Source organism: Enterobacter sp. HNDS-6 (assembly GCF_039850505.1).
GTDB classification, from domain to species: Bacteria; Pseudomonadota; Gammaproteobacteria; order Enterobacterales; family Enterobacteriaceae; genus Enterobacter; species Enterobacter kobei.
Window position 1 is genome coordinate 1,894,224 of the sequence record NZ_CP156673.1, and the last position, 17,670, is coordinate 1,911,893.

Annotated in this window: 15 protein-coding genes; 8 read left to right on the forward strand and 7 right to left on the reverse strand. The window is 55.6% G+C overall.

The features are described 5' to 3' along the window. Positions 1-266: 266 nt before the first annotated feature. The 6 genes from fabY to ABFI50_RS08870 form a co-directional block, all read right to left on the reverse strand. Positions 267-1,208, reverse strand: a complete 942-nt coding sequence (gene fabY, locus ABFI50_RS08845) for a fatty acid biosynthesis protein FabY (RefSeq protein ID WP_023331628.1) — start codon at positions 1,206-1,208, stop codon at positions 267-269. A gap of 44 nt (positions 1,209-1,252) precedes the next feature. Further along, positions 1,253-1,690: a D-aminoacyl-tRNA deacylase gene (dtd, locus tag ABFI50_RS08850; protein WP_014885747.1), complete on the reverse strand. Its 438-nt coding sequence runs from the start codon at positions 1,688-1,690 to the stop codon at positions 1,253-1,255. Next, positions 1,687-2,568, reverse strand: a complete 882-nt coding sequence (locus ABFI50_RS08855; RefSeq protein ID WP_014885748.1) for a virulence factor BrkB family protein — start codon at positions 2,566-2,568, stop codon at positions 1,687-1,689. Before ABFI50_RS08855 ends, dtd begins: the two co-directional genes overlap by 4 nt. Beyond that, a complete protein-coding gene (yihX, locus tag ABFI50_RS08860) occupies positions 2,562-3,161 on the reverse strand; it encodes a glucose-1-phosphatase (RefSeq protein ID WP_023331629.1) in 600 nt (199 codons plus the stop codon). The genes ABFI50_RS08855 and yihX overlap by 7 nt, the downstream gene beginning before the upstream one ends. A gap of 119 nt (positions 3,162-3,280) precedes the next feature. Then, positions 3,281-4,081: a DeoR/GlpR family DNA-binding transcription regulator gene (locus tag ABFI50_RS08865; RefSeq protein WP_014885750.1), complete on the reverse strand. Its 801-nt coding sequence runs from the start codon at positions 4,079-4,081 to the stop codon at positions 3,281-3,283. Between the two features lie 34 nt (positions 4,082-4,115). Next, complete coding sequence (locus tag ABFI50_RS08870; protein WP_347485865.1) at positions 4,116-5,012, reverse strand: sugar kinase; 897 nt, start codon at positions 5,010-5,012, stop codon at positions 4,116-4,118. Positions 5,013-5,167: 155 nt separating this feature from the next. Here ABFI50_RS08870 and yihU point away from each other — a divergent pair, with 155 nt between their 5' ends. The 7 genes from yihU to ompL all read left to right on the forward strand — a co-directional run bounded on the left by yihU (position 5,168) and on the right by ompL (position 13,906). Continuing rightward, entirely contained in the window at positions 5,168-6,058 is an 891-nt protein-coding gene (yihU, locus tag ABFI50_RS08875; RefSeq protein ID WP_023336486.1) for a sulfolactaldehyde 3-reductase, read from the forward strand. 17 nt (positions 6,059-6,075) lie between these two features. Next, positions 6,076-6,951: a sulfofructosephosphate aldolase gene (gene yihT, locus ABFI50_RS08880; protein WP_045134857.1), complete on the forward strand. Its 876-nt coding sequence runs from the start codon at positions 6,076-6,078 to the stop codon at positions 6,949-6,951. Between the two features lie 14 nt (positions 6,952-6,965). Beyond that, on the forward strand, positions 6,966-8,207 hold the full coding sequence (yihS, locus tag ABFI50_RS08885; RefSeq protein WP_014885754.1) for a sulfoquinovose isomerase: 1,242 nt from the start codon (positions 6,966-6,968) through the stop codon (positions 8,205-8,207). A 17-nt stretch (positions 8,208-8,224) separates the two neighbouring features. Beyond that, on the forward strand, positions 8,225-10,249 hold the full coding sequence (locus tag ABFI50_RS08890; RefSeq protein WP_023336487.1) for an alpha-glucosidase: 2,025 nt from the start codon (positions 8,225-8,227) through the stop codon (positions 10,247-10,249). Between the two features lie 45 nt (positions 10,250-10,294). Further along, entirely contained in the window at positions 10,295-11,677 is a 1,383-nt protein-coding gene (locus tag ABFI50_RS08895; protein WP_014885756.1) for an MFS transporter, read from the forward strand. Between the two features lie 43 nt (positions 11,678-11,720). After that, complete coding sequence (locus ABFI50_RS08900; RefSeq protein WP_347485869.1) at positions 11,721-13,145, forward strand: MFS transporter; 1,425 nt, start codon at positions 11,721-11,723, stop codon at positions 13,143-13,145. A gap of 74 nt (positions 13,146-13,219) precedes the next feature. Further along, entirely contained in the window at positions 13,220-13,906 is a 687-nt protein-coding gene (gene ompL, locus ABFI50_RS08905; protein ID WP_282377293.1) for a porin OmpL, read from the forward strand. Positions 13,907-13,956: 50 nt separating this feature from the next. Here the strand turns inward: ompL and typA are convergent, their stop codons facing one another. Beyond that, on the reverse strand, positions 13,957-15,780 hold the full coding sequence (typA, locus tag ABFI50_RS08910; RefSeq protein ID WP_023331638.1) for a ribosome-dependent GTPase TypA: 1,824 nt from the start codon (positions 15,778-15,780) through the stop codon (positions 13,957-13,959). A gap of 378 nt (positions 15,781-16,158) precedes the next feature. Here typA and glnA point away from each other — a divergent pair, with 378 nt between their 5' ends. Further along, entirely contained in the window at positions 16,159-17,568 is a 1,410-nt protein-coding gene (glnA, locus tag ABFI50_RS08915) for a glutamate--ammonia ligase (protein ID WP_008501856.1), read from the forward strand. The last annotated feature ends 102 nt before the right edge of the window (positions 17,569-17,670 follow it).

Below are 17,670 nucleotides of genomic sequence, written 5' to 3' on the forward strand. Positions count from 1 at the left end.
ATTAGTACATAAATGTTGCAATAATAATTGATGCAATAGCTAAACACCATTTAGCTTTCCTTAATTACAATTTGGGTTTTATTTGAAAAGTAGAGAATTAAAAATGCAATTGGCAACACATCTTTTATTACGACAACAAGGATTAACTATACGCTCGTCTATGAAGGTTCGAACGCCGATCTGGATGGCAATTACGCCATCAATAGATTTATTTTTAATACAACATGAGAGTTATCTTCTAAAAAGATAACTCTCTTTTAACTGCGCTACTCCTCTTCATTTCCCCCCTCTTCATACGCGCCATACGGCTTCGCAGGGAGAACGATGTAAGTTCCTTCAAAAACCGCGCCCGGGGTTTCATCGCCAAACAGCTCAACCTGCATCTGTACACGCGCTTTGCGGCCACGCGCCAGACGATCAAGGTCGCCGCCCAGTGCGCCAAGGTCAGCCACCGCGCTCGGTTTGCCGCTGATTGGCGCGCTGTAACGAATATGGGCATCGGCCAGAATGATGGTGCCGCCAAGATGGCGCTCGCGCAGCATCAGCCAGATCAGCCCCCAGCCGGTGAGCGTTGCCAGAGAAAACAGGCTGCCAGCAAACAGGGTGTGGTGAGGGTTCTGGTTGCCGATTTCCGGCATGGTAGTAATGAATTTTTGCCCGGTGTACTGCTGGATGCGCACGCCCATCTTTTCACTCAGAGGGATATGTTCATACCAGGCTTGCTGTAACTGACCGCACCAGTCTGCGCGATGCAGAATGTCGTCCAGAGTGGCAATGGGTTTGATCATCAAAAAATGACGAATCGGCGTGGTTTGCGGGGCGGTGATTTCCCCCTGATTCACAAAACCGAGTTTGGCAAAAAACTCCACGGCATCTTCGCGGGCGCTACAGGTGACGCGCTTAACGCCCTCCTGGCGGGCGACGGACTCCAGGGTCATTGCCATTAGCGTCCCCAGCCCTTTGTCCTGTACGGAAGGGTGAACCGCCATAAAGCGAATAGATGCTTCGTTATCGGCATTGATATACAGACGCCCGACGGCGACGAGATTGCCCTCCTCGTCCATCACCATCTGGTGATGGGCCATTGCGTCCCAGGCGTCGCGCTCAGAGCCTTTCGGTTGATGTAATGGCTTGCGCAGCATTTCCCAGCGGAACTGGTAATAGGCTTCTAACTCTTCTTCCGTTTGCGGTACTCGAAGGTGATACATAGCTGTACTCTCTCTTGTTACCCGCGGCCACGCCGCCAGTTGGCTCATACCTGGAGCCAGAATGTGACGGGGCCATCGTTCACCAGCGAAACCTGCATATCTGCAGCGAATCGTCCGGTTTGCGTATGCATTTCCTGCTGGCGACAACGCTCAACAAAGTATTCGTAAAGTGCTTCTGCACGATCGGGCGCGGCGCCTTTCGAGAAACTCGGGCGCATGCCGCGCTCGGTATCCGCTGCCAGCGTAAACTGGGACACCACCAGCACGCTGCCGCCCGCCTGCTGGACGTTCAGGTTCATCTTACCTTCCGCATCGCTGAAAATGCGGTAACCCAGCACCCGCTCGCATAAGCGGTTAGCTTTTTGTTCGTCATCATCCTTTTCGACACCTAACAACACCAAAAGTCCTGGGCCAATTTCACCCGTCACCTCTCCCTCCACGGTGACGCTGGCACGGGTTACGCGCTGTATCAATGCAATCATGGTTGGTCTGCTTCTTGTTGTTTTTCAGCTGCTGCTGCTTTTTTAAGTTCGCGATATACGCCGAGAGTGACAGTTATTTCGGCACCAAGCAAGACGATACACCAGGTCCAGTAGACCCAGACAAACAAAATGGGGATCACCGCCAGCACGCCGTAAATCAGCTGATAGGACGGAAACATGGTGATGTAGAGAGCGAACCCTTTTTTACCCAGCTCAAAAAGCACGGCCGCCACCAGCGCCCCCACTACCGCATCGCGGTTTGGTACGCGCGTGGTCGGTACGACGCTATAGAGCAGCCAGAACGAGAGCCATGACAGGATCAGCGGAAAGATGCGAAGCACATTATCAATAACGCCGTTTAAATCACTCGCCCAGCGCAATGACAGAAGGTAAGAGCTGATGGCAAGGCTCGCCCCGGCCAGCAGCGGGCCGAGCGTGAGGATCATCCAGTACACGGCAAAAGAGTAGACTTTTGGCCGCGCTTTTTTACTCCGCCAGATGGTGTTCAGTGCGCTATCAATGGCATACATCAGCAGCAGCGCAGTGACAATCAGCCCGCACGCCCCCACCGCCGTCATCTTGTTGGAGTTGGCAACGAACTGCTCGATGTAGTTCTGGATAACATCCCCGGTGGCAGGAATGAAATTCGCAAACACGAAATGGCGAAGCTGCAGGCTGACGTCCGCAAACATCGGAAAGGCGGAAAATAGCGCAAAGATCACCGCCACCAGCGGCACTAATGAGAGCAACGACACGTACGCGAGGTTTCCCGCCAGCGTGGTCATGTTGTCCTCATCAATGCGGTGCCAGAGCAGTTTTAGCCAGGCTCTCAGCGGGCGCGTATGATGCGTGGCTTTTTGATGAACGGTTTTTAACATAACTGCTTCGCAAAGTAGTTGGGTATCGTCTCTTTTCCGGTCACCAGAATTGATGTGATACCTAACTGGTTAGCTCCCTCTATATTATCGGCATTGTCGTCGAAAAAGACGGCATCGGCGGCAGTGAAACCTTCTGCCTGCAAAACGGCCTGATATATCCGCGCTTCGGGCTTGCGCATACCCATCTCCTGCGAGAGATAGATTTTATCTGCCGCTGCCTTAACTTCAGGGTATTCTTCAGGCCAGAACGTGGTGTGCAGGCGGTTAGTATTCGACAGGACAACCACACGGTGCCCCTGCTCGCGCAGTTTGTGCATGATGTCGATCACTTCCGGACGGATCGCGACAAATACCGCCTGCCAGCCGTGCGAAAACTGCTCATAGCTTAACGACAGCCCCATATCCTGGCAGAAACGCTCTGCGAATTCTTCGTCACTCATTTCACCGCGCTCATGCTGATGAAAGGTTTCGCCCATCGCGAAATTCTGCTTTAACGTCGCCAGCGGAACACGGCTAAAGTCGCTCCATGCGCCCAGCACACGATTAAAATCGATATCGACGATTACATTTCCTAAATCAAAGATATAAAGCATGTTTATCTCCTGCTCGCCGTGGAAAAATAACTGTAGCGGGAAAGAGAAGGTTTGGCTATGTGCGAGATTCAGCTTAAAGAAAGGAATGGCCCGAAGAGAGATATCGGGCCATAAAAAGGTCAGCCAGCCTGCTGTTCTTCTCCAGAACTGACTTCAACGACTTCCACTTTGCTGGATTTGAGGAGATTTTGCAGCGCCGAGCCGGGAAGCTCATCCGTGAATAGCGCCGTGGCCTGCGCCACGTTGCCAATTTCTACGGCGGCGGAAGCGCTGTATTTCGTATGATCGGCTGCCAGTAAAATATGGCGCGAGTGAGCCATCATGGTTTTCACCACGCTGGCTTCATTGACGTCAAACTCCATCATCGCACCGTCGTGCTCAATCGCCCCTACGCTGGTCACGAGATAGTCCGCCCGGAAGCCGGATACAAACGCCGTCGCCGCCGGGCCGATAATGCCGCCGTTATGCGGGCGCAGCGTGCCGCCGGGGACCATCACTTCAAAGCGCGGGTTTTTATAGAGAATGTGCGCCACCCGCAGGCTGTTGGTGATAATGCGCAAATGGTTGTGATTGAGCAGCGCCCGGGCAACATGCTCCACCGTCGTCCCGATGGTGATAAAGATGGTCGAGCCATCGGGAATGTAGTCCGCAATCGCCTCGGCAATCGCCCGCTTCTCTTCGGTGAGCGAAACTTCACGCTGCTCGAACGCCGTGTTCACCACGCTGGACGCCCTGCCCGCACCGCCATGATGACGCGTTATGAGTCCCTGCTCGCTGAGCTTACGGATATCCCGTCGTACCGTTTGTGTGGACACATCCAGCAGCTGCGCCAGTTCATCAATATTCATATAGCCGCGATCGGCAATCAGCGTCAGCAGCTGATCGTGACGCGGGTTGCCGGTCAGTTCGGTAAGACTCATGGGCTGTCCTCTGAAAACCATCACGCCCCGCATTTTATACAAAAAGTGACAAAAAAGAGCGGGTTTGATCACAGTCGGGTATACCCGCACGCCCGCCGGGCCTGGTGCATTTCAGGGCGGCGACGGCGCTGGCAAAACGCACGGCGTCAGCGGCGGACGCTTGCTGCGCCAGACTGACCGCCAGCGCACCGTGGAAAACGTCGCCCGCCCCCGTGGTATCAACCACCTCGACCTCAAAGCCAGGCTGATGACATAACCTGCCGCTTTCCAGCCAGAAGCAACCGTCTCGCCCCTGCGTAACGTACACATGTCCATTTGTGAGTATTTGTGCTTTTTTCAGCGCGTCTTCAGCTTCATCCAGCTGCGTTAAACGCCGCAGTCCCGGCGCGGAGAAGGCGGCATGATCGCTTAGGGCGATCAGTTCCGCGATGTCCTGCGGAGTGACATCCGCATCAAGTAAGGTGGGTACGCCCTGCTGGCGAGCACGGATAAACGCCTGTTTTGCCCCGTCATGCCAGCGCACGTCTGCTAATACGATATCCCATTGTGAGAAGTCGACGTCTTGCAGCCAGTCAGCCTCAGCGGGAAGATCGGGGCTGGGGTAGTTCGCAATCACGCGCTCCCCGCAGGCGTCCACCAGCACTGCGGATTGTGACGATCGGGCCCCTTTAAACACGCGCGTGTAGCGGGTATTCACCCCCAGGGATTCCAGCTCCGCGAGCAGGCGTCTTCCGGTCTCGTCGTCACCCACGCGGCCAATAAAGTCCACCTCAGCCCCCAGTTTCGCTGCCGCCACCGCCGCAGTTGCCGCCGGGCCACCGCCCACTTCCGTATAATCTTTTGCGACATATTTCCCACCTTCCCTTGGTAAATCATCGAGATACCAGATGCGATCCAGCACGGTAATGCCGACACAAACGATGCGAGTCATGGTGATTCCTTGTGCGATTTCTGATGCTGCCATTTTAATTTCATCAAATGTTTAAAAAGTGACCCCTGTCAATTTTTTGACTATAAATTACAAATACGATCAAAAACAGACAACACAAACGCGCAAAAATTGACACGATGTGACAGGAGAAAGGCATGTCAGCAATCGCATTTATCGGTTTAGGGCAGATGGGCGCGCCAATGGCGAAGAATCTGCTGAAACAAGGTCACCGGCTTCAGGTCTTTGATGTGAACCCGCAGGCCGTTCAGACGCTGGTGGAGAGCGGCGCACAGGCAGTGGCGACGCCAGCGCAGGCCGCTGCGGATGCCGAATTCGTCATTACCATGCTGCCCAACGGCGACCTGGTGCGCAGCGTACTGTTCGGTGAGCACGGCGTTTGCGAAGGGTTATCCCGCGACGCGCTGGTGATCGATATGTCCACCATTCATCCACTGCAAACTGACGCGCTGATCCGTGACATGGCGGAGCGCGGCTTCAGCCTGATGGACGTCCCCGTCGGACGAACGTCTGACCATGCCATCGCCGGTACGTTACTTCTGCTGGCAGGCGGCACGGTGCAGCAGGTTGAGCGCGCCACGCCGGTATTAATGGCGATGGGCAATGAGCTGATCAACGCTGGCGGGCCGGGCATGGGTATCCGCGTGAAGCTTATCAATAATTACATGAGCATCGCCCTGAACGCGCTTTCAGCAGAGGCGGCCGTACTGTGCGAAGCGCTCGGCCTCTCCTTCGACGTGGCGCTCAAGGTCATGAGCGGCACGCCGGCAGGCAAAGGCCACTTCACGACCTCATGGCCGAACAAGGTGCTGAAAGGGGATCTTTCACCCGCCTTCATGATCGACCTTGCGCATAAAGATCTGGGGATCGCCCTGGACGTGGCCAACCAGCTCCACGTTCCCATGCCGCTCGGCGCGGCTTCCCGTGAAGTTTACAACCAGGCTCGCGCCGCCGGGCGCGGGCGCGAAGACTGGACGGCCATTCTTGAACAGGTTCGCGCATCTGCCGGGCTGAAAAAATCACACTGATACGAAAGGACTGAGGAATGACGATGTACACCCTGAAAGATATCACCCGACCTTCCGGCGGTTTTGCCATGCTGGCCGTGGACCAGCGCGAAGCGATGCGCCTGATGTTTGCTGCGGCAGGCGCGCCGGTGCCGGTAACCGACCAGCACCTCACGGATTTTAAGGTTAACGCGGCCAAAATCCTGTCGCCGTATGCCTCCGCTATTCTGGTTGACCAGCAGTTCTGCTATCGCCAGATCGTCGAGCAGCAGGCCGTCGCCAAAAGCTGCGCGATGATTGTGGCCGCCGACGAGTTTATACCGGGCAACGGTATTCCGGTTGATAGCGTGGTGATCGACAAGAACATCGACGCGCAGGCAGTAAAACGCGATGGCGGCAAGGCGCTGAAGCTGCTGGTGCTGTGGCGCAGCGATGAAGATCCGCAGCAACGTCTGGAGATGGTGAAGGCGTTCAATACGCTGTGCCATAGCAACGGACTGCTTAGCATTATCGAACCGGTGGTGCGTCCGCCGCGTCGCGGTGCCGCGTTCAACCGCGAGCAGGCGATTATCAACGCCGCCAGAGAGCTGGGCGATAGCGGTGCCGACCTCTACAAAGTGGAGATGCCGCTGTTCGGTAAAGGTACGCAGCAGGAACTGCTGGCCGCCTCGCAAAAGCTGAACGCGGAAATCAATATGCCGTGGGTGATCCTCTCTTCCGGCGTGGATGACAAGCTCTTCCCACGCGCGGTGCAAGTTGCCATGCAGGCGGGGGCTTCAGGCTTTTTAGCCGGTCGCGCCGTGTGGTCCTCCGTGGTGGGGCTGCCGGATACTGAAATGATGCTGCGCGATGTCTCTGTGCCAAAACTGCAGCGTTTGGGTGAGATCGTCGACGAAATGATGGCTCGCCGCTAAGAAAGGACCCGAACATGAAATGGTTTAACACCCTGAGCCATAACCGCTGGCTCGAACAAGAGACCGACCGTATTTTCGATTTCGGTAAAAACGCCGCCGTGCCGACCGGCTTTGGCTGGCTGGGCAATAACGGCCAGGTGCGTAGCGATATGGGTACGCATCTGTGGATCACCGCCCGCATGCTGCACGTGTATGCGGTGGCCGCCAATATGGGGCGTCCCGGGGCGTATGCCCTGGTTGAGCACGGCATTAATGCCCTCAACGGCCCGCTGCGCGACAAACAGCACGGCGGCTGGTACGCCTGTGTGAACGATGAAGGCGTGATCGACGCCTCCAAGCAGGGCTATCAGCATTTCTTCGTGCTGCTGGGCGCGGCGAGCGCCGTGACCACCGGCCATCCGCAGGCGCGCAAACTGCTGGACGATGCGATTGAGGTGATCGAGCGCTATTTCTGGAGCGAGGAAGAACAAATGTGCCTCGAATCCTGGGACGAGGCCTTTAGCAAAACCGAGGATTATCGCGGTGGCAACGCCAACATGCATGCCGTTGAAGCGTTCCTGATCGTCTATGACGTCACGCACGACCGCAAGTGGCTCGACCGCGCCCTGCGCATCGCCTCGGTGATTATTCACGACGTGGCGCGCAAAGGTGAGTACCGCGTTAACGAGCATTTCGACACCGACTGGAACCCGATCCGCGATTACAACATCGACAATCCTGCCCACCGTTTCCGCGCCTACGGCGGCACGCCGGGCCACTGGATCGAGTGGGGCCGCCTGATGTTGCACCTGCGCGCCGCGCTGGAAGCCCGTTTTGAAACCCCGCCGGAGTGGCTGCTGGAAGATGCGAAAGGACTGTTCCATGCCACCATCCGCGACGCCTGGGCACCGGACGGGGCCGATGGTTTCGTCTACTCCGTAGGCTGGGATGGCAAGCCTATTGTCCGTGAACGCGTGCGCTGGCCTATCGTCGAGGCGATGGGCACGGCTTACGCGCTCTACACCGTAACCGGCGAAGCACAGTACGAAGCCTGGTATCAGAAGTGGTGGGATTACTGCATTAAGTACCTGATGGATTACGAGAACGGTTCCTGGTGGCAGGAGCTGGATACCCATAACGAAGTGACAACCAAAGTCTGGGACGGCAAGCAGGATATTTATCATCTGCTGCACTGCCTGGTGATCCCACGTTTGCCGCTGGCACCGGGCTTAGCCCCGGCAACGGCCGCCGGTTTGCTGGACTGCCTGGCCAAATAATAAAAGACGGAGTTTTTATGCGTACCCTACACAATATTGACCTGAAAAATAACGAAAGGGGTTTCACCCTGCACTGGGAAAACCGCCTGATTTTGTCCCATACCGCGGATGCGCCCTGCCTGTGGATCGGTGCAGGCGTCGCCGATATTGAGATGTTTCGCGGCAATTTCAGCATCAAGGACAAACTGAACGAAAAGATCGCGCTGACGGACGCAACCGTCACGCAGCAAAGCGCGGGCTGGGCGATCCGCTTTACCCGTGGCGATGCGGTCAGCGCGACGCTGCTGGTGGGCGTGGATGGCGAAGGCCGCCTGGAGATGAAGCTTAAAAACGATGCCACCCGCCATAACCGCATCTGGCTGCGGCTGGCGGCTCAGCCAGAAGATCACATTTACGGCTGCGGCGAGCAGTTCTCTTATTTCGATCTGCGCGGCAAGCCGTTCCCGCTGTGGACCAGCGAACAGGGCGTGGGCCGTAACAAGCAAACCTACGTGACCTGGCAGGCCGACTGCAAAGAGAACGCAGGCGGCGATTACTACTGGACCTTCTTCCCACAGCCTACCTTCGTGAGCACCCAGAAGTACTACTGCCACGTGGACAACAGCTGCTACATGAATTTTGACTTCAGCGCGCCGGACTTCCACGAACTGGCGTTCTGGGAAGATACCGCCACGTTGCGCTTCGACTGTGCGGAAACCTACGTCGGTCTGCTGGAAAAACTCACCGGACTGCTGGGGCGTCAGCCTGAACTGCCAGACTGGGTTTACGACGGCGTGACGCTGGGTATTCAGGGCGGCACCGAGGTCTGTCAGCAGAAGCTCGACGTCATGCGCAAAGGGGGCGTGAAGGTGAACGGTATCTGGGCGCAGGACTGGTCCGGCATTCGCATGACCTCCTTCGGCAAACGCGTGATGTGGAACTGGAAGTGGAACAGCGAGCTGTACCCACAGCTTGACGAGCGTATTCCACAATGGAAACAGGAAGGCGTGCAGTTCCTCTCCTACATCAACCCGTACGTCGCCAGCGATAAAGATCTCTGCGAAGAAGCAGCGAAACGCGGCTATCTGACCAAAAATGCAGACGGCAAGGACTACCACGTCGAGTTTGGCGAGTTCTATGCGGGCGTCATCGACCTGACCAATCCTGAAGCCTACGACTGGTACAAAGAGGTTATCAAAAAGAACCTGATCGAACTGGGCTGCGGCGGCTGGATGGCCGATTTCGGAGAGTATCTGCCGACTGACACGTTCCTGCACAACGGCGTTAGCGCAGAGATCATGCACAACGCGTGGCCAGCCCTGTGGGCCAAATGTAACTACGAGGCGCTGGAGGAGACCGGCAAACTTGGCGAGATCCTGTTCTTTATGCGCGCAGGCTACACCGGCAGCCAGAAGCACTCGGTGATGATGTGGGCGGGAGATCAGAACGTCGACTGGAGCCTGGACGACGGTCTGGCATCCGTGGTGCCTGCGGCGCTGTCTCTGGCGATGACCGGGCACGGCCTGCACCACAGCGACATCGGCGGCTATACCACCCTGTTCGAGATGAAGCGCAGTAAAGAGTTGCTGCTGCGCTGGTGCGATTTTAACGCCTTCACGCCGATGATGCGCACCCACGAAGGTAACCGTCCTGGCGATAACTGGCAGTTCGACGGCGATGCGGAAACCATCGCGCACTTCGCGCGCATGACCACCGTTTTCACCACCCTGAAGCCGTATATCAAAGCCGCCGTCGCGCAGAACGCGAAAAGCGGCCTGCCGGTGATGCGCCCGCTGTTCCTGCACTACGAGGACGACGCACGCGCCTACACGCTGAAATACCAGTATCTGTTTGGCCGCGATCTGCTGGTGGCGCCCGTTCACGAAGAGGGGCGCACGGACTGGACGCTCTATCTGCCGCAGGACAACTGGGTGAATGCGTGGACCGGGGAATGCTGCCAGGGCGGTGACGTGACCGTTGATGCCCCACTCGGCAAGCCACCGGTCTTCTATCGCCAGCACAGTGAATGGGCAGATCTGTTTAGCACCTTACGTCATATCTGATAAGGCTCGCCCGCAGGGAAACCTGCGGGCAGACGGAGAACAATAATGAGTCAACATACTTCTGATCCGGCAACCCTGCGCCTGCCGTTTAAAGAGAAACTCGCCTACGGGATGGGCGATCTCGGCTCTAACATCCTGCTGGATATCGGCACGCTGTATCTGCTGAAGTTTTACACCGACGTGCTGGGGCTGCCGGGCACCTACGGCGGGATCATCTTCCTGATTGCGAAGTTCTTTACCGCCTTCACCGATATGGGCACCGGGATCATGCTCGACTCCCGGCGCAAGATTGGCCCGAAAGGGAAATTCCGCCCGTTCGTGCTGTACGCCGCCTTCCCGGTGACGCTGCTGGCTATTGCCAACTTCGTCGGCACGCCGTTTGAGGTGACCGGTAAAACGGTGATGGCAACCGTGCTGTTTATGCTGTACGGCCTGTTCTTTAGCATGATGAACTGTTCTTACGGCGCGATGGTGCCCGCCATTACCAAAAACCCGGACGAGCGCGCCTCGCTGGCCGCATGGCGTCAGGGCGGTGCCACGCTCGGCCTGCTGCTCTGTACCGTGGGCTTTGTCCCGGTGATGAACCTGATTGAAGGCAACGATCAGCTGGGCTATATCTTTGCCGCCACCCTCTTCTCGCTGTTCGGGCTGTTCTTTATGTGGTGGTGCTATAAGGGCGTGACCGAGCGTTACGTCGAGATGCAGCCTGCCAATCCGGCGCAAAAGCCGGGGCTGTTGCAGTCTTTTCGCGCCATCGCCGGGAACCGACCGCTGTTTATTCTGTGCATCGCTAACCTGTGCACGCTGGGTGCCTTTAACGTCAAGCTCGCCATCCAGGTCTACTACACGCAGTACGTGCTGAACGACCCGATTCTGCTGTCGTATATGGGCTTCTTCAGCATGGGCTGTATTTTTATCGGCGTCTTTATGATGCCCGGCGCGGTGCGGCGCTTCGGTAAGAAAAAGGTCTACATCAGCGGGCTGATGATTTGGGTGGCGGGCGATCTGCTCAACTACTTCTTCGGCGGCGGCTCGGTGAGCTTTGTGGCGTTCTCCTGCCTCGCGTTCTTCGGTTCCGCGTTTGTGAACAGCCTGAACTGGGCGCTGGTCTCCGACACCGTGGAGTACGGCGAGTGGCGCACCGGCGTGCGCTCTGAGGGAACGGTCTATACCGGCTTTACCTTCTTCCGCAAGGTATCTCAGGCGCTGGCGGGCTTCTTCCCGGGGATCATGCTCACGCAGATCGGCTATGTGCCCAACGTAGTGCAATCCGCCGGTACGGTTGAAGGGCTGCGGCAGCTGATATTTATCTATCCAAGCCTGCTGGCGGTCATTACCATCGTGGCGATGGGCTGCTTCTACAACCTCAACGAGAAGATGTATGTGCGCATCGTCGAAGAGATCGAACTGCGCAAGCGTACGGCATAAATGACGTGATAGAGCGCCCTGCGGGGCGCTCTGAGGATCGACCATGAGAGATAATACTGATCCGTTAACCCTGAAATTGAGCCTGCGTGAGAAGTGCGCCTACGGGATGGGCGATTTTGGCTCGAACCTGATGCTGTGTATTGGCACGCTGTATTTGCTGAAGTTTTACACCGATGAACTGGGCATGCCCGCGTTCTATGGCGGCATTATTTTCCTGGTGGCGAAATTCTTCACCGCGTTTACCGACATGCTGACCGGCGTGCTGCTGGACTCCCGGCGGAATATCGGTAAGAAGGGAAAATTCAGGCCGTTCATTCTCTACGCCTCCGTCCCGGTGGCGCTGGTCGCGACGGCGCAGTTTATGGCCAACGACTTTAGCCTGACGGTGAAAACGGCGCTCGCCACGGTGCTCTTTATGCTGTTTGGCCTGTGCTACAGCCTGATGAATTGCTCCTACGGCGCGATGGTTCCGGCCATAACCAAAAACCCGAACGAGCGTGCGCAGCTGGCCGCCTGGCGTCAGGGCGGCGCGACGGTGGGGCTGTTGCTCTGCACCGTGGGCTTTATGCCCATTCAGGCACTGTTCGTCCACCAGCCCTCACTCGGTTATCTGGTGGCCGCGCTGATGTTTGTGACGGGTGGCCTGTTCTGCATGTGGTGGTGCTACAGCGGTGTGAAAGAACGCTACGTGGAGCTCACGCCCGATCACCATAAGCCCGGCATTCTGAAATCGTTCTGCGCGATTTTCCGCAACCCGCCACTGCTGGTGCTGTGCATCGCCAACCTGTGTACCCTCGCCGCGTTTAACATCAAGCTGGCGATTCAGGTCTATTACACCCAGTACGTGCTGAACGATCTTCATCTGCTGTCGTGGATGGGTTTTTTCAGCATGGGCTGCATTCTGATTGGCGTGTTTCTGGTGCCCGGCGCGGTGAAGCGCTTTGGCAAGAAGCCGGTGTATCTGGGTGGGCTGGCACTGTGGGCAGTGGGTGACGTGCTGAACTTCTTCTGGGGGACCAGCTCCCTGCTGTTTGTGCTGTTTTCCTGCATGGCCTTCTTCGGCACGGCGTTTGTGAACAGCCTGAACTGGGCGCTGGTGCCGGATACCGTCGACTATGGCGAATGGAAAACCGGCATCCGCGCCGAAGGGTCGGTTTACACCGGTTATACCTTCTCGCGCAAAATATCCGCCGCCCTCGCTGGCTTCCTGCCCGGCATCATGCTGACCCAGATTGGCTACGTTCCCCATGCCGTTCAAAGCGCGGGCACGCTGCTGGGATTGCGTCAGCTTATTTTCCTCTGGCCATGCGGCCTGGCAATCGTTGCCGCTGTGACCATGGGACTGTTTTATAAACTCAACGAAGCGCGCTTCGCCTTTATTATCGAGGAGATTGGAAAACGGAAAAAACAATCAGCGAATACCCCTGAGATAACCACCAACAATAAAGCGTCAGCAGTCACTTTATAACAATAAATCCGGCCAATATGTCCTTCCTGTTAATCAGGAGGGAGGCCTTTCTGTACCTGATACATGGACAAATTATGAAAAGAATCATCACTGTACTGATCGTGTCGTCTGTGTCCTGCCCGGTATTTGCCGGGGCCTATGTCGAAACCCGCGAAGCTTACAATACGGCCTCTGAACTGCACGAGGTGATCCTGCGTGCGGGATATAACTTTGATATGGGCGCGGGGCTGATGTTCACCAATGCCTATAACGTGGGGAAATGGGATGAGCTGAAGCACAGCTATAACGAAATAGAGGGATGGTATCCGCTCTTTAAACCCACCTACAAACTCACCTTCCAGCCCGGCGGATTGATTAATGACAGCAGCGCCGGTTCGGGTGGTGCCGTCTATCTGGACACCAACTATAAATTCATCGACTGGTTTAACCTGACCTTCCGCTATCGCTATAACCATAACAATTACGATACGCCGGACTATAACGGTCAGATGGATAAGAACGACACGCACGAGTTTGCCAACTACTGGAATTTCAAAGTAACGGATGCGTTTTTCTACACGTTTGAACCGCACTTTTTCCAGCGGGTGAATGATTATCACAGCAAAAATGGCAAAGACCATCACTGGGAAATCACCAATAAATTCAGCTATAAGATCGACAGAAACTGGCTGCCGTACCTCGAACTTCAGTGGCTGGACAGATGGAATGATTACAACCGCGAGCAGTACCGAATTCGCCTGGGGTTACGGTACTCGTTCTAACAAAAAAGCCGCTGATTTCTCAGCGGCTTTTTTACTACGGATTGACCGTATTAGTCTTCTTTCGCACCGCGCATAGCACGTTTACGATCGTTCTCGGTCAGGTGACGTTTACGGATACGAATTGACTGTGGAGTCACTTCGACCAGTTCGTCATCATCGATGAATTCCAGAGCCTGCTCCAGAGTCATCTTGATCGGTGGAACCAGAACCGTTGCTTCGTCAGTACCGGACGCACGCATGTTGGTCAGTTTCTTACCGGTCAGGCAGTTTACGGTCAGGTCGTTAGAACGACTGTGAATACCGATGATCTGGCCTTCGTAAACTTCTGCACCGTGACCCAGGAACAGCTTACCGCGATCCTGCAGACCGAACAGCGCGAACGCAACCGCTTTACCCTGACCGTTGGAGATCAGCACGCCGTTGTTACGCTGGCCCACTTCGCCCGGACGCACGTCGTCGTAGTGGCTGAAGGTGGAGTACAGCAGACCGGTACCGGAGGTCATGGTCATGAACTCAGAACGGAAGCCGATCAGGCCACGGCTTGGGATCACGTAGTCGAGACGTACGCGGCCTTTGCCATCTGGATTCATGTTTTTCAGGTCGCCTTTACGCTCGCCCAGTGCCTGCATGACAGAACCCTGGTGCTGCTCTTCAACGTCCAGCGTTACGTTCTCAAACGGCTCTTGTTTACGGCCGTCGATTTCGCGGAAGATAACTTTCGGACGGGAAACCGCCATCTCGAAACCTTCACGACGCATGTTTTCGATCAGGACTGACAGGTGCAGCTCACCACGACCCGAAACGCGGAATGCATCAGCGTCTTCAGTTTCTTCAACGCGCAGCGCAACGTTGTGCACCAGCTCTTTGTTCAGGCGGTCAAGGATCTGACGAGAGGTAACGAATTTACCTTCTTTACCACAGAACGGAGAGGTGTTGACGTTGAAGAACATGGATACGGTTGGTTCATCAACGGACAGAGCAGGCAGCGCTTCGACGTTCTGCGGATCGCAGATGGTGTCGGAGATGTTCAGCTCGCCCAGACCGGTGATCGCGATGATGTCGCCCGCTTCCGCGATGTCGCTCTCGATACGCTCAAGACCCAGGTGAGTCAGGACTTTACCGACTTTACCGTTACGGGTTTTGCCTTCGCTATCGATGATAGTGACCTGCTGGTTAGGCTTCACTTTACCGCGCTTGATACGACCAATGCCGATGACGCCAACATAGTTGTTGTAGTCGAGCTGGGAGATCTGCATCTGCAGGGTGCCGTCCAGGTCAACGTTTGGCGCAGGAACACGGTCAACAATCGCCTGATACAGCGGGGTCATGTCTTCAGCCATGTCTTCATGGTCCAGACCAGCGATACCGTTCAGCGCAGACGCGTAAACGATAGGGAAGTCCAGCTGCTCGTCGGTCGCGTCGAGGTTAACGAACAGGTCGAAGACCTGGTCAACAACCCAGTCAGGACGCGCGCCAGGACGGTCAACTTTGTTGATAACAACGATTGGCTTCAGACCATGGGCGAAAGCTTTTTTGGTCACGAAGCGCGTCTGTGGCATTGGGCCATCCATTGCGTCAACGACCAGCAGAACGGAGTCTACCATGGACATTACACGTTCAACTTCACCACCGAAGTCGGCGTGCCCTGGGGTATCAACGATGTTGATACGGTAGTCATTCCATTTAATCGCGGTGTTTTTCGCGAGGATGGTAATCCCACGCTCTTTCTCCAAATCGTTGGAGTCCATCACGCGTTCTTGGGTTTCGGCACGCGCATCAAACGTACCGGATTGCTGCAGCAGCTTGTCAACCAGGGTAGTTTTACCATGGTCTACGTGCGCGATGATGGCGATGTTACGCAAATTTTCGATCACAACTTTGCCTCAGGCATTTAGAAATAGCGCGTTATTGTACACGGATTAATCGCACTACAAAACAGGATCACAAACATCCCCCGCAAACAAGTATTGCAGAGATGCTTTGTGATCGCTTTCACGGAGCGGTAAAAGGGCACTTTAACGTAAATTGCACCAATATGGTGCTCAATGTTCACATTGAAGCACTATACTGGTGCAACAAATCCATTGTGGTGCAGCCCTTTTGCACTATGGTGCGCATGATAACGCCTTTTTGGGGTGTTTTAAAAGTTGGCACAGATTTCGCTTTATAAAAATACATGGCACACGGCCAGTACAAACAGAAATTGAAGACCTCGTTACCACGACGACAATGACCAATCTGGAGAGTTAAGTATGTCCGCTGAACACGTTTTGACGATGCTGAACGAACATGAAGTGAAGTTTGTTGATCTGCGCTTCACCGATACCAAAGGTAAAGAACAGCACGTCACAATCCCTGCTCATCAGGTGAACGCCGAATTCTTTGAAGAAGGCAAAATGTTTGACGGCTCCTCCATTGGTGGCTGGAAAGGCATTAACGAATCCGACATGGTTCTGATGCCAGATGCGACCACCGCGGTCATTGATCCGTTCTTCGAAGAACCAACCCTGATCATCCGTTGCGACATCCTCGAGCCAGGCACGCTGCAGGGCTACGACCGCGACCCACGTTCTATCGCTAAACGCGCTGAAGAGTACCTGCGTTCTACCGGCATCGCGGACACCGTGCTGTTCGGGCCAGAGCCAGAGTTCTTCCTGTTCGATGACATTCGTTTCGGTGCCTCTATTTCTGGCTCCCACGTAGCAATCGACGACATCGAAGGTGCATGGAACTCCTCCACCAAATATGAAGGTGGTAACAAAGGTCACCGTCCAGGCGTGAAAGGCGGTTACTTCCCGGTTCCACCGGTCGACTCTGCACAGGACATCCGTTCCACCATGTGTCTGGTGATGGAAGAAATGGGCCTGGTGGTTGAAGCTCACCACCACGAAGTCGCGACTGCGGGTCAGAACGAAGTGGCTACCCGCTTCAACACCATGACCAAAAAAGCGGACGAAATTCAGATCTACAAATACGTTGTGCATAACGTTGCGCACCGTTTCGGTAAAACCGCGACCTTCATGCCAAAACCGATGTTTGGCGATAACGGTTCCGGTATGCACTGCCACATGTCTCTGTCCAAGAACGGCACCAACCTGTTCTCTGGCGACAAATATGCTGGTCTGTCTGAGCAGGCGCTGTACTACATTGGCGGCGTTATCAAACACGCTAAAGCGATCAACGCCCTGGCGAACCCAACCACGAACTCCTACAAGCGTCTGGTCCCGGGCTACGAAGCACCAGTCATGCTGGCTTACTCTGCGCGTAACCGTTCTGCTTCTATCCGTATCCCGGTGGTGGCGTCTCCTAAAGCGCGTCGTATCGAAGTTCGCTTCCCGGACCCAGCGGCTAACCCATACCTGTGCTTCGCAGCACTGCTGATGGCCGGTCTGGACGGTATCAAGAACAAGATCCACCCAGGCGAAGCGATGGACAAAAACCTGTACGACCTGCCGCCAGAAGAAGCGAAAGAGATCCCACAGGTTGCTGGCTCTCTGGAAGAAGCCCTGCAGGCGCTGGACGCAGACCGTGAGTTCCTGACGGCGGGCGGCGTGTTCACTGACGACGCTATCGATGCTTACATCGCCCTGCGTACCGAAGAGAACGACCGCGTGCGCATGACGCCACACCCGGTTGAGTTCGAACTGTACTACAGCGTTTAATTAAGTTGTTTTACCCGGCGTGACAAGCGCCGGGAGTAGTTGCCGTGGAAACTTTTAGCCCATCTCCGGATGGGCTTTTTTCTCCACCAACAACCTGATCTC